Annotated in this window: 23 protein-coding genes; 14 read left to right on the top strand and 9 right to left on the bottom strand. The window is 60.6% G+C overall.

Annotation, left to right across the window (positions count from 1 at the left end; genetic code table 11):
- Positions 1-94 precede the first annotated feature (94 nt).
- From trpE to trpC, 4 genes are all read left to right on the top strand, one after another.
- Positions 95-1,582 carry an anthranilate synthase component I gene (trpE, locus tag BLV11_RS00835; protein WP_091811053.1) on the top strand — a complete coding sequence of 496 codons (1,488 nt, stop codon included), beginning with the start codon at positions 95-97 and terminating at the stop codon, positions 1,580-1,582.
- Between the two features lie 11 nt (positions 1,583-1,593).
- Entirely contained in the window at positions 1,594-2,172 is a 579-nt protein-coding gene (locus tag BLV11_RS00830; RefSeq protein WP_091811052.1) for an anthranilate synthase component II, read from the top strand.
- Positions 2,173-2,235: 63 nt separating this feature from the next.
- Positions 2,236-3,267 (top strand): anthranilate phosphoribosyltransferase, encoded by a 1,032-nt coding sequence (gene trpD / locus BLV11_RS00825; protein WP_091811051.1) that lies wholly within the window; start codon positions 2,236-2,238, stop codon positions 3,265-3,267.
- Between the two features lie 9 nt (positions 3,268-3,276).
- Positions 3,277-4,089, top strand: coding sequence for an indole-3-glycerol phosphate synthase TrpC (trpC, locus tag BLV11_RS00820; protein ID WP_091811050.1), 813 nt, complete (start codon positions 3,277-3,279; stop codon positions 4,087-4,089).
- A gap of 84 nt (positions 4,090-4,173) precedes the next feature.
- On the opposite strand, the gene BLV11_RS00815 is transcribed toward trpC, so the two are convergent.
- The 5 genes from BLV11_RS00815 to BLV11_RS00795 all read right to left on the bottom strand — a co-directional run bounded on the left by BLV11_RS00815 (position 4,174) and on the right by BLV11_RS00795 (position 8,058).
- On the bottom strand, positions 4,174-4,749 hold the full coding sequence (locus BLV11_RS00815; protein WP_245725868.1) for a Tll0287-like domain-containing protein: 576 nt from the start codon (positions 4,747-4,749) through the stop codon (positions 4,174-4,176).
- A 94-nt stretch (positions 4,750-4,843) separates the two neighbouring features.
- Positions 4,844-5,509 carry a glutathione S-transferase family protein gene (locus tag BLV11_RS00810; RefSeq protein ID WP_091811049.1) on the bottom strand — a complete coding sequence of 222 codons (666 nt, stop codon included), beginning with the start codon at positions 5,507-5,509 and terminating at the stop codon, positions 4,844-4,846.
- A 20-nt stretch (positions 5,510-5,529) separates the two neighbouring features.
- Positions 5,530-6,147: a glutathione S-transferase family protein gene (locus tag BLV11_RS00805; protein ID WP_091811048.1), complete on the bottom strand. Its 618-nt coding sequence runs from the start codon at positions 6,145-6,147 to the stop codon at positions 5,530-5,532.
- A gap of 71 nt (positions 6,148-6,218) precedes the next feature.
- Positions 6,219-6,956 (bottom strand): alpha/beta fold hydrolase, encoded by a 738-nt coding sequence (locus tag BLV11_RS00800; RefSeq protein ID WP_091811047.1) that lies wholly within the window; start codon positions 6,954-6,956, stop codon positions 6,219-6,221.
- Position 6,957: 1 nt separating this feature from the next.
- Positions 6,958-8,058 (bottom strand): M14 family zinc carboxypeptidase, encoded by a 1,101-nt coding sequence (locus tag BLV11_RS00795; protein WP_091811046.1) that lies wholly within the window; start codon positions 8,056-8,058, stop codon positions 6,958-6,960.
- 161 nt (positions 8,059-8,219) lie between these two features.
- Here BLV11_RS00795 and BLV11_RS00790 point away from each other — a divergent pair, with 161 nt between their 5' ends.
- A complete protein-coding gene (locus tag BLV11_RS00790) occupies positions 8,220-9,164 on the top strand; it encodes a GGDEF domain-containing protein (protein WP_091811045.1) in 945 nt (314 codons plus the stop codon).
- On the opposite strand, the gene BLV11_RS00785 is transcribed toward BLV11_RS00790, so the two are convergent.
- A complete protein-coding gene (locus BLV11_RS00785; RefSeq protein WP_175528242.1) occupies positions 9,161-10,126 on the bottom strand; it encodes an META domain-containing protein in 966 nt (321 codons plus the stop codon). The two genes, BLV11_RS00790 and BLV11_RS00785, sit on opposite strands and share 4 nt — an antisense overlap.
- 109 nt (positions 10,127-10,235) lie before the next feature.
- On the opposite strand from BLV11_RS00785, the gene BLV11_RS00780 reads away from it, so the two are divergent.
- Positions 10,236-10,982 (top strand): glutathione S-transferase family protein, encoded by a 747-nt coding sequence (locus BLV11_RS00780; RefSeq protein WP_091811043.1) that lies wholly within the window; start codon positions 10,236-10,238, stop codon positions 10,980-10,982.
- Positions 10,983-10,988: 6 nt separating this feature from the next.
- Here the strand turns inward: BLV11_RS00780 and BLV11_RS00775 are convergent, their stop codons facing one another.
- Both BLV11_RS00775 and BLV11_RS00770 read right to left on the bottom strand, forming a co-directional pair.
- Complete coding sequence (locus BLV11_RS00775; RefSeq protein WP_217634501.1) at positions 10,989-11,465, bottom strand: YbaY family lipoprotein; 477 nt, start codon at positions 11,463-11,465, stop codon at positions 10,989-10,991.
- A gap of 66 nt (positions 11,466-11,531) precedes the next feature.
- On the bottom strand, positions 11,532-12,548 hold the full coding sequence (locus BLV11_RS00770) for a helix-turn-helix domain-containing protein (RefSeq protein WP_091811041.1): 1,017 nt from the start codon (positions 12,546-12,548) through the stop codon (positions 11,532-11,534).
- A 135-nt stretch (positions 12,549-12,683) separates the two neighbouring features.
- Here BLV11_RS00770 and BLV11_RS00765 point away from each other — a divergent pair, with 135 nt between their 5' ends.
- The 8 genes from BLV11_RS00765 (at position 12,684) to BLV11_RS00730 (ending at position 19,424) form a co-directional block, all read left to right on the top strand.
- The gene (locus BLV11_RS00765) at positions 12,684-13,652 is read left to right on the top strand and encodes a sterol desaturase family protein (RefSeq protein WP_091811040.1); all 969 of its coding nucleotides are present in this window, start codon (positions 12,684-12,686) and stop codon (positions 13,650-13,652) included.
- Positions 13,653-13,767: 115 nt separating this feature from the next.
- A complete protein-coding gene (locus BLV11_RS00760) occupies positions 13,768-14,706 on the top strand; it encodes an alpha/beta hydrolase (RefSeq protein ID WP_091811039.1) in 939 nt (312 codons plus the stop codon).
- A gap of 82 nt (positions 14,707-14,788) precedes the next feature.
- Positions 14,789-15,172 carry a winged helix-turn-helix domain-containing protein gene (locus tag BLV11_RS00755; protein ID WP_091811038.1) on the top strand — a complete coding sequence of 128 codons (384 nt, stop codon included), beginning with the start codon at positions 14,789-14,791 and terminating at the stop codon, positions 15,170-15,172.
- 80 nt (positions 15,173-15,252) lie between these two features.
- On the top strand, positions 15,253-16,008 hold the full coding sequence (gene modA / locus BLV11_RS00750; RefSeq protein ID WP_091811037.1) for a molybdate ABC transporter substrate-binding protein: 756 nt from the start codon (positions 15,253-15,255) through the stop codon (positions 16,006-16,008).
- 21 nt (positions 16,009-16,029) lie between these two features.
- A complete protein-coding gene (modB, locus tag BLV11_RS00745) occupies positions 16,030-16,710 on the top strand; it encodes a molybdate ABC transporter permease subunit (protein ID WP_091811036.1) in 681 nt (226 codons plus the stop codon).
- Positions 16,707-17,786 (top strand): molybdenum ABC transporter ATP-binding protein, encoded by a 1,080-nt coding sequence (modC, locus tag BLV11_RS00740; RefSeq protein WP_091811035.1) that lies wholly within the window; start codon positions 16,707-16,709, stop codon positions 17,784-17,786. The genes modB and modC overlap by 4 nt, the downstream gene beginning before the upstream one ends.
- A 94-nt stretch (positions 17,787-17,880) precedes the next feature.
- A complete protein-coding gene (locus BLV11_RS00735; protein ID WP_091811034.1) occupies positions 17,881-18,789 on the top strand; it encodes an alpha/beta fold hydrolase in 909 nt (302 codons plus the stop codon).
- A 35-nt stretch (positions 18,790-18,824) separates the two neighbouring features.
- On the top strand, positions 18,825-19,424 hold the full coding sequence (locus BLV11_RS00730) for a DUF938 domain-containing protein (protein ID WP_091811033.1): 600 nt from the start codon (positions 18,825-18,827) through the stop codon (positions 19,422-19,424).
- Between the two features lie 36 nt (positions 19,425-19,460).
- On the opposite strand, the gene BLV11_RS00725 is transcribed toward BLV11_RS00730, so the two are convergent.
- Positions 19,461-19,964: a DUF2780 domain-containing protein gene (locus BLV11_RS00725; RefSeq protein WP_091811032.1), complete on the bottom strand. Its 504-nt coding sequence runs from the start codon at positions 19,962-19,964 to the stop codon at positions 19,461-19,463.
- Between the last annotated feature and the right edge of the window lie 105 nt (positions 19,965-20,069).

The following is a 20,069-nucleotide window of genomic DNA, read 5'->3' as shown; positions in this document are numbered from 1 at the left end:
CAACCCGCGTTACCGGCACTGCTTTGAGGATTCCTCACGACGCTTGAGGAACCGATGACCCAAATTCGTGTTTCGTCAAATAACAGGATGCCCCATGACTCCCGAGCAGTTCGCAACACTGGCCGACGCCGGCTACAACCGTATTCCCGTTTCCCGTGAAGTTCTCGCCGATCTTGACACCCCACTGAGCACCTATCTCAAGCTGGCCAGCGGGCCGTACTCGTATCTGTTTGAATCGGTCCAGGGCGGTGAAAAGTGGGGACGTTACTCCATCATTGGCTTGCCGAGCCGGGAAATCCTCAAGGTTTGCGACCACCGTGTCACGATCACCCGCGAGGGCCAGGTTGTCGAAGACATCGAGAGCGATGATCCACTGGCGTTTATCGAAGAGTACCAGCAGCGCTTCAACGCCCCGGACCTGGACGACCTGCCCCGCTTCAACGGCGGCTTGGTGGGTTACTTCGGCTACGACACCGTTCGCTACATTGAGAAACGCCTGCAGCCAAGCTGCCCACCGGACAAGATCGGCACTCCGGACATCCTGTTGATGGTGTCGGATGAGGTGGTGGTGTTCGATAACCTGCGCGGCAAGCTGCACCTGATTGTTCACGTCGATCCCGGCGTTGAGGGCGCCTTCGGGCAGGCTCAGCAACGCCTGGACGACCTTGAGCGCAAGCTCCACCGCCAGACCGCCGATGCCCCGCGCACCCCTGACCACCTGCGCGGCACAACGGTGAACGAGGAAGACTTCATTTCCGGCTTCACCCAGGACCGTTTCGAAGCCGCTGTGGACAAGATCAAGGAATATGTCCTCGACGGTGACGTCATGCAGACCGTGATTTCCCAGCGTATGTCGATCCCCTTCGAGGCACCACCGCTGAACCTGTATCGGTCGCTGCGGGTATTGAACCCCTCTCCGTACATGTACTTCCTCGATCTCGAAGACTTCCAGATTGTTGGCTCATCGCCGGAAATTCTGGCCCGGGTGGAAGATAACGAAGTCACCGTGCGGCCCATCGCCGGTACCCGCAAGCGCGGCGCGACTGATGCCGAAGACCGGGCCCTGGAAGCAGAACTGCTGGCCGACCCCAAGGAAATCGCCGAGCACCTGATGCTGATCGACCTCGGCCGCAACGATGCCGGGCGGGTATCCGAGACCGGCACAGTGAAACTGACCGACAAGATGATCGTGGAGCGTTATTCCCACGTCATGCACATTGTCTCCAACGTTACCGGCCGCCTGAAAGAAGGCACCTCCTGTCTCGACGTGCTGCGGGCCACCCTGCCCGCGGGCACCCTCAGCGGCGCCCCGAAAATCCGCGCCATGGAAATCATCGACGAGCTTGAGCCGGTCAAACGGGGCATCTACGGTGGCGCTGTGGGCTACCTGTCGTGGAACGGCAACATGGACACCGCCATTGCCATCCGTACCGCGGTGATCCAGGACAATACCCTGCACATTCAGGCTGGCGCCGGTGTGGTGGCGGATTCCATTCCACGGCTGGAGTGGAAGGAAACCATGAACAAGGGCCGGGCCATTTTCCGCGCAGTCGCCATGACCCTGAACGATTTTGACCACTGAGGAGCCGTACCATGCTACTGATGATCGATAACTACGACTCCTTCACCTACAACGTGGTTCAGTACCTGGCCGAGCTGGGTGCCGACGTGCAGGTGCATCGTAACGACGAAATCACCATCGAGCAGATCGAGGCGCTGAAGCCGGAACGACTGGTGGTCTCCCCCGGCCCCTGCACCCCGAACGAAGCCGGTATTTCCATGGCCGCCATCCGACACTTTGCCGGCAAGCTGCCGATCCTCGGCATCTGCCTCGGACACCAGTCCATCGGCCAGGTCTTTGGAGGCGATATCATCCGTGCCGGCCAGGTCATGCACGGCAAGATTTCCCCGGTGTACCACAAGGATGAAGGCGTATTCCGCGGCCTCAACAATCCCCTGCAGGCGACCCGCTACCACAGCCTGGTGATCGACAAGAACACCCTGCCAGATTGCCTGGAAGTCACCGCCTGGACCCGCAACGAAGACGGCTCAGTAGAAGAGATCATGGGGGTCCGCCACAAAACCCTGCCGATTGAGGGGGTACAGTTCCACCCGGAATCGATCATGACCGAGCAGGGCCACGAGCTGTTGCGGAATTTTTTGCGGAGCTGAGTTGAGTCGGCTTGCTAAGCTCTCTAAAGGCAACGACCAAAACTGACCAGAAGAGACCACCGAATGGACATCAAAGAAGCGCTCAACCGAATTGCCGCCAACCTCGACCTCACCCGCGACGAAATGAAAGACGTCATGCGGATTGTCATGCAGGGTGAAGCCACCGATGCCCAGATCGGCGCCCTGCTGATGGGCCTGCGCATCAAGAGTGAAACCATCGAGGAAATCACCGGCGCCACCGAAGTTATGCGGGAACTGGCCACCCCCGTCAGCATCAATGCCCAGCCGCTGGTAGACATCGTTGGCACCGGCGGCGATGGCGCCAATCTGTTCAACGTCTCCTCCGCCGCCACCTTCGTGGTCGCAGCCGCCGGCGGGTACGTTGCCAAGCACGGCAACCGCGCCGTTTCCTCCAAGAGCGGCAGCGCTGACCTGCTGGAAAAGGCCGGCGTCAACCTCAACATCAGCCCGGAACAGGTCGCCCGCTGTGTCGAACAGATCGGCGTCGGCTTCATGTTTGCCCCCGCTCACCATGGCGCTATGAAACACGCCATTGGCCCGCGCCGGGAACTGGGCATGCGCACCATCTTCAACATCCTTGGGCCGATGACCAACCCGGCAGGTGTCAAACGCCAGCTGATTGGTGTCTTCACCAAGGAACTGTGTCGCCCCATGGCCGAAGTCCTGAAGAACCTCGGCAGCGAACACATCATGGTGGTGAATGCCAAAGACGGTCTCGATGAAATCAGCCTGGCCTCCGAAACCCATGTGGCGGAACTCAAGGACGGCGAGATCAGCGAATACACCATCAAACCGGAAGACCTCGGCATCGCCAGCCAGACCCTGGTCGGGCTTGATGTCAGCACCGCCGACGATTCCCTCAAGCTGATTCACGCCGCCTTTGGCCGTGGCCATGACGACATGGCCGAGAAAGCCCGTGATATGATCGCCCTCAACGCTGGCGCCGCCATTTACGTCGCCGGGCTGTCAGACACCATGAAACATGGTGTGGATATGGCCCTGGACGCGATCGGCAGCGGCTTGGCAGCGGGCAAGCTGTCTGAACTGGCCGACTTCTCACACTGTTACGACTGAAGACCGATCATGAGCAACCGACACAACGACCGCACCCCGACCATCCTGCGCAAAATCGTTGACCGCAAATGGCAGGAGATCGACGAGCGCAAACCCGCCGCGTCCCTTGCCGACATGAAGGCCCGGGCCGGTGATCAACCTGCCACACGGGGATTCACGGCGGCCATGCAGTCCCGCATTGAAGCGCGGCAGCCGGCGGTCATTGCGGAAATCAAGAAGGCCTCTCCGAGCAAAGGCATCCTGCGGGATCCGTTCAACCCGCCCGCCATTGCCGAAAGCTATGCCCGGGCCGGGGCTGCGTGTCTGTCGGTACTCACCGACCGGGATTTCTTCCAGGGCCATGAAGACTACCTGGTGGCCGCACGCAACGCCTGCGACCTGCCGGTGATCCGCAAGGACTTTATGGTCGCCCCCTATCAGGTCTATGAGAGCCGTGCCCTGGGGGCGGACTGCATCCTGCTGATTGCCGCGTGCCTGACCAAGGATCAGATGCAGGAACTGGAAGGCATTGCCCATGAGATTGGGCTGGATGTACTGGTGGAAGTGCATGACGGTGAAGAGCTGGACGACGCCCTGACCCTCACTACGCCGCTGGTGGGCATCAACAATCGCAACCTGCACACCTTTGAGGTTTCGCTGGACACCACCTTCGATCTTCACGGGCGCATTCCCGCCGAGCGTTTTGCAGTGACAGAAAGCGGTATCCTCAGCCGTGGCGATGTGACCGCCATGACCGACCGGGGGATCTACGGTTTCCTGGTGGGCGAGTCGTTCATGCGGGCAGAAGATCCGGGCGCCAAGCTACAGGAACTGTTTTTCTGACGACGTTCTGAACACGCCCAAACGAATAACGCCAGGCACCAGACCTGGCGTTATTCGTTCTGCGCAGCAGTGATCGGTGTGCGGTTACTGGTCGGCCACTGGCCAGTAGCGAATCACAAAAGCGCCTCGCAAATCGCCGAGTCCAAAGCCGGTCGCCTGATCATCCGGGTACAGCTCCGTCAGGGTTTGCTGAACACCTTCAGACACGTTGTCACCGTGACATTTGAGGCAGACCTCTCCAGTAGGGATCGCCTGCATATACTCAAACATCGGCTGCCCTTCGTGATCACGCGTGCGCCAGACTGACGCCGGACGACCATCCTGAATGGGGGCAGCGGACATCATTTTTAGCTGTTCGGTCTGCCAGGCATCCGGTGCATTGCCTGGATTGCGCACACGCAACGCGGTACGACCGATGCTCCAGCTCTCAACACTGTGCTGGTCCGCCAGCGCAGGGGCCGCACTCTTGCAGACTTCTATGCCCTGGGTCAGGCCGCCAGCCTGGATGGCGCTTTTCAGCGTTGCCTGCAAGTCAGCCCCAAACGCACTGGCCCGACTGCGGGCTTCGGCAACCAGCTCGGCCTCGTCACCCCCAGCCACATCCACGGCCAACACACTCAGGCCAACCAATACCGCCAACCCGGATTTTCGTAAAGTCATTGCCTCGCTCCAGAAAGAATAAATTATATGCTTATTCTTTTATAGAATATCTGAGCGATTTTCAACCATCCGCATTGGGGACGGTCACGCCGAGTTAACGCGTCACCATCGATTGCGCGACCTTGACCAGTGACTCTGATTCGGTCATCCGTTCCGGCTTGCGGACGCCACTCTGACATCCGGGGCGGGCCGCCAGCTCATCAAGCCAGCGATTAAGGTGGTCCAGCCCCTCCACCGACACCCCGGACCAGGTATGGGTACGCACCCAGCACCAGTTGGCGAAGTCGGCAATGGTGATTTCATCTCCGGCCAGGTAGTGAGCTTCCCCCAGGCGGCGGTCCAGCACCTCGAACAGGCGCCGGCACTCGTGCTGGTAGCGATCAATCGCAGGCTGGATCTTCTCCGGGAAATAGCGGTAGAACACATTGGCCTGGCCCATCATCGGCCCCACGCCGCCCATCTGGAACATCAGCCATTGCAGGGTGCGTGACCGCCCAGCGGCATCCTCGGGCAGAAAACAGCCGAACTTTTCCGCCAGATAAATCATGATGGCGCCGGATTCAAATACCACAAAGTCATCGTTGTCCCGATCAACAATGACCGGAATGCGACCGTTGGGGTTCATGGCCAGGAACGCCGGCGTTTTCTGTTCGGCCTTCGACAGATCCACCGGAATCAGGTTGTAGTCCACCCCTAATTCATCGAGCAGAACGCTGATCTTGTGGCCATTGGGGGTCGGTGACGTATACAGGTCAATCATAGCTATGTTCCCGTTATGAGTTACGCATTGGCCGATGGCCGAGCCTTGATACGGTCAAACCAGGCCTGCAGATGAGTCTGCTCGGGCTTGATGGCGATTCGGTTGACCTTGTTGAACGCAATCGTGGTAAAGGCATTGATATCTGCCGCCGTAAGCTGGTCACCGTAGATGTAATCGCGGCCTTCCAGATGCTTGTTCAGGAAATGAAAGAATTTCTCCACCGCAACGCGGCAGTCCTCACCCCATTCGGCAATGGGCTTCATGCGGTCCTTGAAGTAACCGCTGGTGTGCTGAAAACACATACCCGTGGGCAGGAAGAAATAGAAGTCGATCCATCGCAGCCATTGCTCGATCCCGGCCTTTTCCAGCGGCGTGGTCCCCAGCAGTGGCGTCGTTTCCGGGTGGGCTTCTTCGACATAACGGCAAATGGCCATGGTTTCGGCGAGATAGGTACCGTCATCCAGCTCGGCCACCGGGACTTTCTTCATCGGGTTCATCGCTGCAAATTCCGGCGTCAGATTGTCACCCTTCTGAAGGTCAAGTTCGACAAACTCCACTTTGTCCAGCAGACCTTTTTCGGCCAGAAACATCCGCACGCGCCGGGGGTTGGGGGCCGTTCTGGATTCGTAGATCTTCATGACAACAGTCTCCGTTTAATTATTTGACCGTATAGAGACTGCCCACAAAAAAGAGTTGCGTCAAGCAACCATTATTCATCTCCCAGGAAAGCCTGCAATTGGCGGATGATCCACTGGGGGTCATCCAGCGGCAGGTCGTGACCCGCATCCGGGTGCTGCTTCAGCAGCCATTGCCAGCGCCGCTCCAGCGCACGACTGCAACGCCAGTCCACCAGCCGGTCGCCCTTGCTGGCCAGCACCAGGGCTGATGTAAGTGGGCGCTTACTGCCAGGGTGAAATCTTGCGGCAGCTGTGATCTGACGCAGCGCATTGCCCGCACTGACCGGACGCTGGCGTTGAATGCTGTACCACTGCTTGGCAACGGTCTGGCTCAGGGGACGGTTGGACGACAGCGCCAGGATACCCCGCTCGCGATCGAACAATTCGCGGCGACTGAGGATACGAAGCAGACGCGGCCAGGCCTTTAGCTTCATCCGTTGCCACGGCGGACTGAACCCGGAACTGGTATTGATCAGCACCAGATGCTGGATCTCCCCCTCCGCCGTATTCTGGGCCCAATCGAGCGCCACCATACCTCCCAGGGACAGCGCCAGAATACTGTAGGGGCGGGGGATATGCGCCACCTGCTGTTGCACATGCTGGCGAATGTCGGGGATGGTCGCCGGACTCCGGTCCTTGTAGTGGACGCCCGTGCCCGGCAAATCCACGGGAAAGAACTGATGCTCGGGAAAAGCCTCACGCAGCTGCGGCAGAAACGCCCCCCAGTGCGCCTGTTCTCGTGCCAGACCTCGCAACAGAATCCATCTCATATCAGCCGTGTTCCCGGTACCAATGCATGATTGCCGCTTCCCTGAGCATGGTCTCCTCTTCCCGAACTGGCAACCAGCCATCGAAACTGGCCGCCGCATTGACGAGAAAGTCCATGAAGGCCAGGTGGCTGCGCAACACCCGCTGGTGACGATGAGGCACCAGCGGGTTGAACAGGCCATCGAGCCGCAACAGCTGCCGTGGGCGCTTGCGGACCCAGCGCCAGGATCCCATTTCCAGGGTCAGCGGAATAAACCCGCCTTCCCCGGTCCGGTTGACCTGCTTGTAGAAGTGATCCCACAGATCGCCATGGGTCAGGTAGTGGCGCGACTGGGGCTCAAACCGGTAGTCATGATTGGGGTAGGCCTGCTCCCAGATCAGCTTTAGTGCCATCACCGAGGCGATGCGGCGCATCGGCCGGCGGCGATAAGCGTAGGGAAACCAGATCTGGTCGTTCCAGCCAAACCCCGAGTGGCAATCCAGTGCCAGACTGAATGGACGCCCCACCAACACGTCATCAATCACCGAAGCCAGGGCCCGGTTTTCCCGCTCCATCCCCTGTTCCGGATCCCCGGTGTACCAAGGCAGGCGGGGTGACAGCCGCTGACCGCCAAGCATGAAAGCGCTGCGGTCCTGGGCGGTGATGGGGGCATTGCGCATCAGGTCGACGCCATTCGGGTTGCTGCGCTGGTTGAGATACATTCCGCCAGGGTTGAGAATCGGCAACACCGTGATGTGCACCTTTTCCAGCAATTCCTGCAAGTGCCGGTCCCAGCGCATCCGCGCCAGCAGGTTCTGCAGCCAGGCCAGCACTACCTGGGTACCAATCCGCTCCAGACCATGGACCCCACCCACCAGCAGGAACACCGGCACGTCCGGGGAATTGCTGCCGAGATCAGCGCGATAGATCGGTACCGTGACATCCTTCAGCGCCACCCGGTCGGCCACCTGTGTGGTCACGATATCCGGAGCTTCAGCCAGCAGACGCTCGGTCTTGATCAACTCCGGCAAAAAGGTTCTCAGCAGTCGCCGCTGACGGCTGTCGCGGGTTGCCTGCTCAGTCGGAATGGCGGCGTGAGGGGTCAACGCGCGAAGCTCGGTCATGGCGGGTCTCCTGATGAATAGCGACCTTCCACCGTAACGACTCTTTACTACACTTTAGTGACCCTGGTTCCAGTCAGCTGCCTTCTGATGGACGCCGGTCTCTGGCGATCGCTCATCGACAACGCTAACATTAAGGTTAAAAGCGACACTGGAACGTCCTCATGATCTCCGATGCATCCCAGCCCCCCCAAGGGGGTAGCGGTGATTACCCCGATACCCTGCAAACCATCCTCGACAGTCTCGACGCCCTGGTCTATGTCTCCGATCTCGAGACCTATGAGTTGCTGTATCTGAACGCCTATGGCCGCCAGCTCTGGGGGGAACCGCAAGGCCGAAAATGCTGGCAGGTGCTGCAGGCGGGGCAGGCCGGCCCTTGCTCCTTCTGCACCAACGACCGGCTGGTCGACGACCAGGGCCACCCCACCGGGGTCTATGTCTGGGAATTCCAGAACACCGACAACCAGCGCTGGTACCAGTGCCGGGATCTGGCCCTGAGGTGGACCGATGGCCGCCTCGTCCGGCTAGAGGTGGCCATCGACATTACCGATCGAAAAGAGACGGAGGAGCAACTCAGGCGGGCGGTGGCACTGGCGGAAGCCAGGGCCAACACCGATGAACTGACCGGGCTGAACAACCGCCGCGCGTTCTTTGCGCTCGGCGAACAGGCCACCCAGCAGGCCTTACGCAACGGGCACCCGCTATCACTGATCATGTTTGACCTCGACCATTTCAAGCAGATCAACGACAGCTATGGCCACGCCATCGGTGATCGGGTACTTCAGAACGTGGCGACGAAGGTCGATTCAATGGCCCGGGATGCCGACGTACTCGGCCGAATCGGCGGCGAAGAGTTCGCCATTCTGATGTACAACACCGACACCGACGAATCATCACATCTGGCAGAACGATTACGCCAAGCCATCGCAGCCAGCACCATTGAAGCCGCAGGCCAGACCCTGGGATGCACCGCCAGCTTCGGAATTGCCGCCGCACATGGGCGACCGATCTCCCTGGAGCACCTGCTGTCTGAGGCAGATCATGCCATGTACCGGGCAAAATCCCGCGGCCGTAATCGGGTCGAAACGGCCGGACGGCCATCCAGCTAAAGGTTCAGCGACTGCTCACCAAAGGCCCGCAGGGTTCGGCCGTCGGCCGTTTCCAGAATCAGCGCGCCGGTCGGGAGGATGTCAAAGCGCTGCACCGCGCCCAACACTTCCAGAAAACGGCGTTCCTGGTGCATCAGGGACGGCGCACACGCCATCATGGTGCTGGCGGTCTGGCCGACGCTGAGGCCCTCACCGCTCAGCTGGTAGCTGCCCATATAATTATTGCAGGACGCCCGACCGGCCAGACGACCCTCCGGCAGGAAATGGAGGGTTATTCTGGAGCTGTCGATAATCCCGCCACGGTCGATGTCTTCGACGACCCATTCCACCCCCTGCAGCAGCATATCCGGATTGCCGGCACAGCCCTCCAGACGGGCCCCGTCAAGGGTCAGGCGAGCCTGGTGGGGGTAGGCCATGCCTGACATGGAATCCCGACATAACTGCGGCGCAGTCTCAAGCAACACAGGCCGACCATCCAGGTCGGCGACCAGGGTCTGCCCGGCAGCGTTTCTGGCCACAAGCTCGTAGCCTGCTGACGCCGTCTCTGCAGAGTCCGGCTGAGTGAGACGGAGTTGCCCCCCGTCAACCGCAACCTGCCAGAATGGCTCGTTCCCCCGGGCCCGGAAGGGCTCGGCGATCATGCCCCGGGGCACACACTGCGGCCAGGTGCGATTACCCACCGACAGCATCGCTTGCGGGCCCTTGCTCCAGAACTGAATCTCCGCGTGATCCTCCCCCTGGTAACGGGCCCCGGAGGCCGCCGGTATCTGAACCAGCGAATACGCCTCTTCGCCCACCAACAGCCTGGCATGGTCGCCCCGGTAGCTCACGGTGATATTGAGCTGGCCACAGGCCATAGCGGAGGTTGCCGAACCGTCAACAGCCCCGTTCATCGCCGAGCATCCCGACAGCGCAGTTGCGGCGGCCAGTGCAGCGGCCGTCATCATCGCAGGCATTCTCATCCGTTGTCTCCCTGATCGAGTTTTCCGCATTGTAGGCAGGTTTTCTTAACCCCGGGATGAAAAAACAGTAGGCTTGCAGCTTTGCTGTCCCACTAAGGAAACGTCCGTCATGGCCATCAAGCTGTACCAGTTCGCCATTTCCCACTACTGCGAAAAGATTCGCTGGGCGCTCGACCACAAGGGGCTGAGCTACCAGACCATTAACCTCCTGCCTGGCAGCCATATCAAGCTGATCAAAGGAATGACCGGGAGCACCTCCGTCCCGGTGCTGGCCCATGATGACAAGGTCGTGCAAAACTCCGCCGATATCATCGATTATCTCGATGACGCCTTTCCCGAGCGGCCGCTGACGCCGTTAGACCCGCACCAGCGACAAATGGTCAGGGAGTGGGAACGGCGCCTGGACAAGGTGGCAGGGCCAGCCGTGCGCTGCTACTGCTATCACTACCTGCTGCAGCGGCCCAAGTTGGTGGCCCCCATGCTCGCGGCACAGACCCCCTTCTACAACCGCTACCTGCTCCGGCTCGGATTCAGCCGGGTAGAGGAGCTCATGCGCAGCTGGATGAAGATCAACGAGCGCACCGCCCGTACAGCCCAACAGACTATTGAAGATATTCTGAGTGAATTGGCAGCGGCCTACCAGAAATCGGAGTTTCTGGTCGGCGACCGTTTTACCCGTGCTGACCTGACCGCTGCCGCCCTGTTTGCGCCCCTGTTCCAGCCACAGGCCTATCCGGTTCCCTGGCCAGCCCCCAACAGGCTGCCCCAGCCCATGCAGCAGTGGTTACAGCGCAATGAAGAACGGATTGCGCCGCTGACTCAGCTTTACCAGCAACAGCGTCCGGTCCGGGGCTGATGCCGTTTAGCTTCGGTTGATCCGGACCAGCACCAGGGCTCCGAGGTCCGCGCCCGACTGGGTCGGATCAACGCTATGGACGGTATCAGTGGTCCACAACAGACGGCCATTCGCATCGCGGATGGCCGCTCTGACAGCGTAGCGGTGGTTGTGCTGCAAATCGGCAGAGTCCACGTCCAGCACAAACTTGATCGGCACCTGATGACGACCGGCGGGAATGGTCTGTTCGGCAAGGGTTTCGGCAGCCCTATCCGCCACGGAGATATCCTCCAAGGTCACTGTCACCACGCTTTTTGGCGGTAACGCGATCCGTTCACGGTAGGTTACCGCCCCGGTGACCCGGTAAGTGCCTGTCGGCTCCGCAGCCTTTGTGGTGCCACGTTCATTCGTTGCGTCACTCTCATTGCTCAGGCTTGCACACCCGGCCAGGGCCAGAACCATCCACAGGGCCACGGCCAGCGTCATTGGGAATCTCACGGTCATCGTTTCCTTTCGTTTACCAAGAAGTTGTCAGCAAAACAGCCGTCTAATCACTGGTTTTTTTGTACCCTAGCAGGCAGGAGAACGCAACGGGCGCACCGATTGCCGGAACCGCCCCGGCGAGGTTGACGTCCAGCGCCGGAAAGCCCGGGTGAAGGCGCTTTGCTCAGAAAATCCCAACAGCAAGGCCACGTCAGACAGACTCAGACCGGGATCCTGCAGGTACTGACAGGCGAGCTGCTCACGGCTGCGGTCAAGCCACTGCTGCCAACTCAGACCGTGTCCCGCCAGACGCCGCTGCAGGGTCCGGGGCGACATATGCATGGCGGTGGCCGCCCGCGCCAGGGTGGGCTCGCCTTCTGCCAACAATCGCAGCAGAACCTGCTGCAGCTGACGCTCCATGGCCGAGCCGGAAGGCAACGCCCTCACCAACGCCTGGGCCTGGCGATCCAGCAGCTCCCGTAATGCCGGGTCGCGGCTCAGCATCGGCTCCGTGAGGTAGGTGACCGGGAACCGTACCCGAACATGGCTATCGTCCCATTGCACCGGGCATTCAAAAAACTGCTCGTACTCTGCCTCGGCCCGAGAGCTGACACCCCCCAGAAAGCTGATCCCCGACGGTGGCGGCGGATTGTCGAGCTGGCGCCGAAGGAAGGTCACCAGAGCGGCAATGGCCACGCCATCGGCGCGCTGACCCAGCTCATTCCCTTCCCTGGGCCAGCGGATTTCCGCCTCACCGCCCTCAACAGACACCTCGGCCAGATTGGCGCCGTAGAACAGGTTTTCGTAGCGCTGGTAGGCCAACATGGCCTCACCCAAGGTGCTCGATGCCAGCGCCAGATACCCCAGCACACCGACATGGCCAGGCCGGACACCACTGCCGATGGCCAGTTCCGGGGCCTGCTGCCCGGGCACCAGCGCCACGGCCTGTTCCAACAGGTTTCGCCACACCGGTACCGGCACACTCTCCTCACCGGCCCAGCGCTCCACGGCAGCCCTCAAGGCCTTCGCCTCAAGTCCTTCGCGGTCCAGCCAGTCACTCAGCAGGCCGACCCAGGCCCCAGTCACTCGCAATATTGCCGCCATAATGCCCTCCCAAGTTTGTCACCTATGATCAATTTGGTGACACCTATTGTCAATCAATGCGAGCAATCTGGCGACAAAATAACCATATCCTCAAACCTCACCACTGAAACAACAACGACAACAGCGGAGCGCTCAATGAGCATCACCGACCTGATGATGGACGTACTGGAAAAGAGTGGCCTGATGCCGTTATGGCAAACCGTCGCCCCCTGGCTGGCACTGGATGAACGGCAGCTGATCTTCATGATCGCCACCCCCGTGTTCCTGATCGTGGCGCTGTGGGAATACGCCAGGATCCGCAACAACCCGACGCTAATGGACAGCCGCGAGGCCATTCGCAACTTTGCCCTTGGCGCCGGATATCAGATCACCGAACTGCTGTTTGCGGGCATCATTGCCTTTCCGGTCTTCGCCCTTTTGTACCAATACCGCCTGTTTGACCTGGAGCTGAATGTCTTCACCGCCTTCCTTACCTTCATCGGCGTGGAGATCTGCTTTTACTGGATGCACCGCTGCAGCCACACCATGCGCTGGTTCTGGGCGGCCCACGTGGTCCATCATTCTTCCGAACGCATGAATTTCTCGACCGCCATGCGCCAGAACGCCACCAATATTTTCAATGGCAACTGGGTGTTCTACCTGCCGCTGGCACTGCTGGGGCTCAACCCGGTCTGGATCGGCGTGGTCTTTGCCTTGTCGCTGGTGTACCAGTTCTTCATCCACACCACCCTGGTGAAGCGTCTGCCGGCCTGGGTCGAGTTCATCTTTAACACCCCCAGCCACCACCGGGTTCACCATGGCCGCAACCCCGGCTATATCGATCGCAATTACGGTGGCGTTCTGATCATCTGGGATCGCCTCTTCGGCACGTTCACCAACGAAGACGAGCACAACCCGCCACACTATGGCATCACCACCCCTATTCCGGACAACCGCCTGATCACCCTGTGGACCCACGAGTACGCCGACCTGTTCCGCGACATGGCCCAATCAAGCAACTGGCGGGAACGGCTACAGCGGCTCTGGCAGCCACCGGAGTGGCGACGGGGTTGCTCAGAAAAAACCGGGCCATCGTCTCAAAACCAACCCTCACATCAGAGCTGAGCGGCCCGAGACACCCGCTGGAGCAATCATGGGAACTCCTACCGGTGTCTCAGACCGAACCAGGATTTGCGTCTAAACTGGCGACACTGCCAACTCATTTCGTAGACCGATTGTCATGACCTACACTGAACACTTCCTCGATGCAGCCGATGGCCACCGGATACCGGTAAAGGTCTGGCACTCCGACCGCCCGCTGGCTGTTCTGGTGATTTCCCACGGCATGGCCGAGCATGCCAGTCGCTATGGCGCCCTGGCCAGCTGGCTAAACGAACATGGTATTGAAGTGTTTGCCCTGGAGCATCGTGGCCACGGCCCGTTCTGTGAAAAGCAGGAACGTGGACATTACAGTGATCAGAACGGCTGGCAGAAGGTGGTGGATGATCTGCATGCCGTCATCAGGTTTGGTCACCAGCAACATCCTGACCTTCCCCTGACCCTGTTCGGCCACAGCATGGGCTCGTTCATCGCCCAGGCTTGCGCGCAACAGTACGGTGACGATCTCGACAACCTGATCCTCTGCGCCACCAATCGCATTGATCATCCTCATCTGCGGGCATCACAGCTGCTGATCCGGACCATCGCCCGTTTCCGCGGGGGCCGATACCGCAGCAAACTGATCGATCGCATGACCTTTGGCGCCTTCAACAAACAGTTCCGTCCCAACCGCACCAGTCACGACTGGCTAAGCCGCGACACCGAACAAGTGGACCGCTACCTTGCCGATCCGCTCTGTGGCACCCCCTGCACCGTCCAGTTATGGAGTGATTTCATTGGCGGAATGCTGGCCATTTCCCCCCGGCAGTGGCGGAAGGACCTGCCCGTTCACCTGATGGCAGGCAGTGATGACCCGGTTGGCGAGATGGGCAGCGGCGTCAGTCGCCACTGCGATGCCATTCACCAGGCCGGTATCACCCTGGCCAGTTTCCGCCTGTTTCCGGGAGCCCGCCACGAACTGGTGAATGAAACCAACGCCGACGAAGTCTGGCAGCACCTGCTTGACTGCCTCCCACAGGACGTCCCCGGTATCAGCCCCGGGGTATCCCAGCAGAGTTAACGGGCCAGGTCTTAACACACGTTGCGCCCGGCGACGGCCCGGTATAGTCTGAAACGCTTTGAATGAGTGCCAGACAGAGCCCATGCCGGACCACCCCAGACTCACCCCCAGATTGCGCCTCAAGCTTGATCAGGACATCGCCCTTGGTCCGGGCAAGGCGCAACTTCTCGAAGCGATTGCCGACAGCCACTCAATCTCTGCAGCCGCCAAGCATCTGGGCATGAGTTACCGGCGCGCCTGGCTCCTGGTAGACACCATGAACCAATGCTTCCGTAATCCGCTGGTGCAGACCGCCACCGGGGGCCGCCAGGGCGGTGGTGCCGAACTCTCCGAACTGGGCCATCACGTGCTCGGGCTCTACCGGCGTTACGAGCAACGGTTACTGAACTGCCCGGAACTCGGTGAGCTCGAACAACTGATCCAACCAGGCTCCAGTGATACCCTTCACAAGACCCAAACCGAATAAAGACTAGCCAGCAAGGGCGTCACTGGACTAGCATTATATCCACCCGGATATAACGATACATCACCACAACGGATACCCCCATGCTGCGACTGGCGCTGCTTTGGCCAACCTTGCTGATCACGCTGCTGAGCCCGATAACACTTGCGGATGAGGTACGGATTGCCATTGCCGCCAACTTCACCGACACCAGTCGCCAGCTGGCCGAGCGCTTCCAGACGGACAGCGGCCACCGCGCCATTATCAGCTACGGCTCAACCGGCAAGCTCTACGCCCAGATCCGTAACGGCGCTCCCTTCGATGTGTTCCTGGCCGCCGACCAGCAACGCCCTGCCCTGCTTGAACAGCAAGGCCTTGCCGTTGCCGGCAGCCGCTTCACCTACGCCAGTGGAAAACTTGTTCTGTGGAGCCCCAACGGCGAACGTTTCGTCGATGGCACAGACTTCCTCACCGGTGGCCGCTTCCAGCGACTGGCCATGGCGAACCCGCAAACAGCCCCATATGGCCTGGCGGCCCAGCAGGTTCTTCAGAAACTGGCGCTGTGGCCAGCGTTACAGCCGAGAGTGGTTCGCGGCGAGTCCATTGCCCAGACATTCCAGTTCGTGGCCACGGCCAACACTGACGCGGGGTTTGTTGCATTGGCACAGGTCAGGGCCTGGCCACAATCTGCCGGAAGCCTGTGGGAAATCCCCCAGACCTATTACCAACCGATCAGCCAGCAGGCCGTGCTGCTGGTCCGGGGGCAGGACAATCCCGCCGCCCAGGCCTGGATGAACTTCCTGAGCAGTGAGCCTGCGCAGGCGCTGATCCGCCAGGCAGGCTATGGTGCGGGGCCGTGAATTGTTAAGAGCAGGAACCGAATGAACGAACACTGGCAAGCCATCTGGCTAACCCTGAAGCTGGCGGGCACCACCACCGCCCTGCTGCTGCTGATTGCCACGCCGCTGGCCTGGTGGCTGGCCCGCAGCCGTCATTGGCTGAGTCAGCCGATCGCCGCCATCGTCGCCATGCCGCTGGTGCTGCCACCAACAGTGCTGGGGTTCTACCTGTTGTTGCTGCTGGGCCCGGACGGTCCGATCGGGGCACTGACCAAAAGCCTCGGCCTGGGCTATCTGCCGTTCACTTTTGGCGGTCTGGTGCTGGCGTCGGTGGTTTACTCCCTGCCCTTTGCCGTCCAGCCATTACAGAATGCCTTCAACGCTGTGCCTGAGCGCATGCTGGAAGTCGCCGCGACGTTGCGCGCCTCCCCCTGGGACCGCTTCATCAGCGTTGCGCTACCCCTGGCCCGACCGGGATTCCTGACCGCGGCGGTACTCGCCTTTGCCCATACCGTGGGCGAGTTCGGGGTGGTATTAATGATTGGCGGCAATATTCCTGGCGAAACCCGGGTGTTGTCAGTCGCCATCTACGACCAGGTGGAAACCCTGCAGTACGCCAATGCACACTGGCTGTCGGCAGGTTTGGTGGGTTTCTCCTTCGTGGTCCTGTTGAGCCTTTATCTGATCAACGGCCGGGCTAACAGCAGCGCGGTGCGACCATGAGTGAGCAGGGTGTTCGGGCACAACTGCAAAGCCAGCGGGGCGAATTTTCACTGGCCGTCACGCTGGACCTGCCGGCGCGGGGCATCACCGTGCTGTTCGGCCCGTCCGGCTGTGGCAAGACCACGCTTCTCCGTTGCCTGGCCGGATTGCAGGCCGCTACCGGCGAGCTGCACGTCCATGGCGAACGCTGGCAATCCAGCGGCCATCAGCTGGCCGTCCATCAGCGCCCCCTGGCCTATGTTTTCCAGGAAGCCAGTCTGTTTCCTCACCTGTCCGTCCACCACAACCTGATGTACGGTTACCGTCGCACCCCGGAGGAACAGCGCCGCGTGCAACCGGCGCAGGCCATTCAATGGCTCGGCCTGGACCATTTGCTCGAGCGCAAGCCGCAACAATTGTCTGGCGGCGAGCGCCAGCGGGTCGCCATTGCCCGAGCCCTGCTGACCAGCCCCAGACTGCTGCTGATGGATGAGCCACTCTCCGCCCTGGACCAGACCAGTAAGCGGGAAATATTGCCCTACCTGCAAAAACTCCACGATGAACTGGCCATTCCGGTGGTGTATGTCACCCATTCGGTCGATGAAATGGCGCGCCTCGCCGACTACCTGGTGCTGATGGAGCACGGCCGGGTGGTCGCCCAGGGCACCCTGACACAGGTCCTGGCGCGTCTCGACCTGAACTTGTCACGAGATGAGGATTCCGGAGTGATCATTCCGGCCTGGATCCGCGAACACGACACGCGCTGGCAATTGAGCCGGGCCGAGTTTGAGGGCGGCAGCCTTTGGGTTCGCAGCCCCGCGGATACCCCGGTGTCCAGCCAGATCCGGCTGCGCGTCCTGGCCCGGGATGTCAGCATCGCGCTGGCCCACCATCCGGACCAGAGCATCCAGAACCTGCTTCCTGCCACCATCGACGAGCTGGCCGGCGATCCCGACTCCGGCATGACCATGGTCCGTCTGCAGCTTGCCCAGACCCCGCTCCTGGCGCGCCTGACCAGCCGTGCCGTGGACCGACTCGGACTGTTACCCGGGCAATCGGTGTGGGTCCAGATAAAGGCAGTCGCGATCGTCGAATGAGGTTCGATTCGGCAGATTGGCCTGACGCTCCGTGGCCAGAAGCGCCAGGCGTCCGTACCATGCTTCCCCTGAGCCATTTTCCCTGGAGTTTTCAATGACCCGCATCACCACCCATGACAAGCAATCTCTGTACGTACGAGAGTTTGGCCAGGGGCCGGTGGTCATCCTGCTCCACGGTTTTGGCATGGAGAGCCGCCACTGGTTGCCGCTGGCACTGCCACTGGCTCACAAGTTTCGCTTCGTGCTGCCGGACCTTCGCGGCTTTGGCCGGTCCTCACGACTGAGCTGCAGCGAAGACTGTGTCGTTACCAGCCATGCCCGCGACCTTGATGCGATTATCCAGCACTACAGCTACGGTGAACCGGTCCGCCTTGGCGGCATCTCCCTTGGTGCCACAACCTCATTGCGGTATATGGAGCTCTTTGGCACCAATACCCTTGCGCGCTATCTCCATATCGACCAGGCGCCAAGAGTCTCCCATGATGAAAGCTGGCGCTGGGGATTGTTTGGCCAACAGGGGCCGGACCACATGAAACGCTGGCAGCCGACCCTGGACTTTCTCTCCAACGCGGAACCCGGCACACCATTTGAGCAGTTTCCCCGGGAAGTCAAAGACCGCTTCTACAGTCACCTCAGTGATTTCATGTCCCAGGCCCTCAGCCGTAGCTGGATGAAGTGGGGCGTTCGCCGGCTTATTCGCGTTCCCGCCCTGGCACACCAGCTGGTTCCCGTCGAGAACTGGTACGTGCTGTATCAGCACCTGCGAGCGTATGCCGAACGCGACTATGATTTCCTGCCGCTCCTGCCATCGATCGAGGTACCCACCACCATCATTACCGGACGCAAATCGGAACTCTACCCCTGGCAGGGGCAGGCGCGGATGCAGGAGCTGCTGCCAAACTCCCGCCAGGTCTTCTTTGAGAACAGCGGACACGTCCCTATACTGGACCAGCCGGTGCAATTCGTCCGCGAGATGCAGCGGGCCTTCAGCGCCAGCGACTAGCTGTTACCAGAGCCAAAACTGCCGGAGAGCCAGCCATGATGGCCGCCAAACCGTTTTCACAAGCCTGTGAAAACAACAAACAGCCCATTCTTGAGCAGTTGCAGCGATTCCTGCCGGATTCCGGTCTGATTCTCGAAATTGGTACCGGTACCGGTCAGCATGCGGTGCACTTTGCGGCGGCGCTGCCCCTGCTACAGTGGCAACCCAGTGACCGGCCGGAAGCCGTGGACAACTGCCGGCCCTGGCTGGCGGAAGCCGCCCGTTGCAATATCCTGCCGCCCCTGACCCTGGATGTTTCCGTCACACCCTGGCCACTGCAACAGGCCGACGCGGTTTTCTCCGCCAACACCTCACACATCATGGCGTGGCCGGATGTTGAGGGGATGTTTGCCGGCGTGGCTGGCTTGTTGCCGGAAGGCGGGCGCTTTTGCCTGTATGGCCCGTTCAACTATCAAGGGCGCTACACCAGTGACAGCAACCGGAACTTTGACCATTACCTGAAAAGCCAGACCCCCACTATGGGGCTGAGGGATATGGACGATCTGGAAGCCTTGGCAGCACGGGTCGGTCTGGGCCTTATTGCGGATGTCGCGATGCCCGCCAACAACCGCTTCCTGGTGTGGCAGCGGCAATAGCGGGCAATCTGTCAACCGACCGGGGCAGGGTCCTGCTCAGACTGTGGGACTCCACAACGACCCCAGGCTGCCCAGCAGGCCCGCAGCGACGCCCTGGTTCGCCAGAAAGTCCAGCACCATCGGGGCGAACTGCTGCACCATGCCAGCATCCAGTCCGATGGCACGAAACGCCTGCTCAACGCTCTCCATCGAGGTGACACTTCCCAGCAACGACTTGCCCAGTCCGGCGCCTGTGCTGGCACCAAGCAATCCGTTCAAGCCACTGACCTGATCGGTCAGGCCGGTCATGGCATCGGCCCCCAGACTGTTCTGGGCCAGCTGCAGCAAAGCACTGGTGCCGCCCATCGCCTGACTTTCGGTAACTCCCAGGCCGCCCTGTAACTGTCCCATTAACAACTGGGCATCACCGCTGACCTGGCTGGTGGCAGAGAGGGCATCGGAGCCAGCGCGCAGGGATTCACTGAAATCGAAAGCGCTGGCAGCCGGGGTCAGCAGGTAAAAGCTGGAGACGAGTAAAAACCGCTTGAGGATGGAATTCATGAAAGCTCCCTGGTGTAGGTAGCCAGCACACCCGATCAAGACCGATCAGGCATCAGGCCCAAATACTGATTAATGGGGCCAGGGTGCCCCATAACAAGCCTGCCG

Origin of the sequence: Marinobacter mobilis (assembly GCF_900106945.1) — a bacterium.
Lineage (GTDB): Bacteria > Pseudomonadota > Gammaproteobacteria > Pseudomonadales > Oleiphilaceae > Marinobacter > Marinobacter mobilis.
Note: the sequence above shows the minus strand (reverse complement) of the source record. Positions and strands in the feature narration are given on the sequence as shown.

Bases quoted from the DNA above. Each gene is read 5' to 3' on its own strand.
- trpE (WP_091811053.1), top strand. From the start codon at position 95: ATGACTCCCGAGCAGTTCGCAACACTGGCCGACGCCGGCTACAACCGT.
- BLV11_RS00830 (WP_091811052.1), top strand. From the start codon at position 1,594: ATGCTACTGATGATCGATAACTACGACTCCTTCACCTACAACGTGGTT.
- trpD (WP_091811051.1), top strand. From the start codon at position 2,236: ATGGACATCAAAGAAGCGCTCAACCGAATTGCCGCCAACCTCGACCTC.
- trpC (WP_091811050.1), top strand. From the start codon at position 3,277: ATGAGCAACCGACACAACGACCGCACCCCGACCATCCTGCGCAAAATC.
- BLV11_RS00815 (WP_245725868.1), bottom strand. From the start codon at position 4,749: ATGACTTTACGAAAATCCGGGTTGGCGGTATTGGTTGGCCTGAGTGTG.
- BLV11_RS00810 (WP_091811049.1), bottom strand. From the start codon at position 5,509: ATGATTGACCTGTATACGTCACCGACCCCCAATGGCCACAAGATCAGC.
- BLV11_RS00805 (WP_091811048.1), bottom strand. From the start codon at position 6,147: ATGAAGATCTACGAATCCAGAACGGCCCCCAACCCCCGGCGCGTGCGG.
- BLV11_RS00800 (WP_091811047.1), bottom strand. From the start codon at position 6,956: ATGAGATGGATTCTGTTGCGAGGTCTGGCACGAGAACAGGCGCACTGG.
- BLV11_RS00795 (WP_091811046.1), bottom strand. From the start codon at position 8,058: ATGACCGAGCTTCGCGCGTTGACCCCTCACGCCGCCATTCCGACTGAG.
- BLV11_RS00790 (WP_091811045.1), top strand. From the start codon at position 8,220: ATGATCTCCGATGCATCCCAGCCCCCCCAAGGGGGTAGCGGTGATTAC.
- BLV11_RS00785 (WP_175528242.1), bottom strand. From the start codon at position 10,126: ATGAGAATGCCTGCGATGATGACGGCCGCTGCACTGGCCGCCGCAACT.
- BLV11_RS00780 (WP_091811043.1), top strand. From the start codon at position 10,236: ATGGCCATCAAGCTGTACCAGTTCGCCATTTCCCACTACTGCGAAAAG.
- BLV11_RS00775 (WP_217634501.1), bottom strand. From the start codon at position 11,465: ATGACCGTGAGATTCCCAATGACGCTGGCCGTGGCCCTGTGGATGGTT.
- BLV11_RS00770 (WP_091811041.1), bottom strand. From the start codon at position 12,548: ATGGCGGCAATATTGCGAGTGACTGGGGCCTGGGTCGGCCTGCTGAGT.
- BLV11_RS00765 (WP_091811040.1), top strand. From the start codon at position 12,684: ATGAGCATCACCGACCTGATGATGGACGTACTGGAAAAGAGTGGCCTG.
- BLV11_RS00760 (WP_091811039.1), top strand. From the start codon at position 13,768: ATGACCTACACTGAACACTTCCTCGATGCAGCCGATGGCCACCGGATA.
- BLV11_RS00755 (WP_091811038.1), top strand. From the start codon at position 14,789: ATGCCGGACCACCCCAGACTCACCCCCAGATTGCGCCTCAAGCTTGAT.
- modA (WP_091811037.1), top strand. From the start codon at position 15,253: ATGCTGCGACTGGCGCTGCTTTGGCCAACCTTGCTGATCACGCTGCTG.
- modB (WP_091811036.1), top strand. From the start codon at position 16,030: ATGAACGAACACTGGCAAGCCATCTGGCTAACCCTGAAGCTGGCGGGC.
- modC (WP_091811035.1), top strand. From the start codon at position 16,707: ATGAGTGAGCAGGGTGTTCGGGCACAACTGCAAAGCCAGCGGGGCGAA.
- BLV11_RS00735 (WP_091811034.1), top strand. From the start codon at position 17,881: ATGACCCGCATCACCACCCATGACAAGCAATCTCTGTACGTACGAGAG.
- BLV11_RS00730 (WP_091811033.1), top strand. From the start codon at position 18,825: ATGATGGCCGCCAAACCGTTTTCACAAGCCTGTGAAAACAACAAACAG.
- BLV11_RS00725 (WP_091811032.1), bottom strand. From the start codon at position 19,964: ATGAATTCCATCCTCAAGCGGTTTTTACTCGTCTCCAGCTTTTACCTG.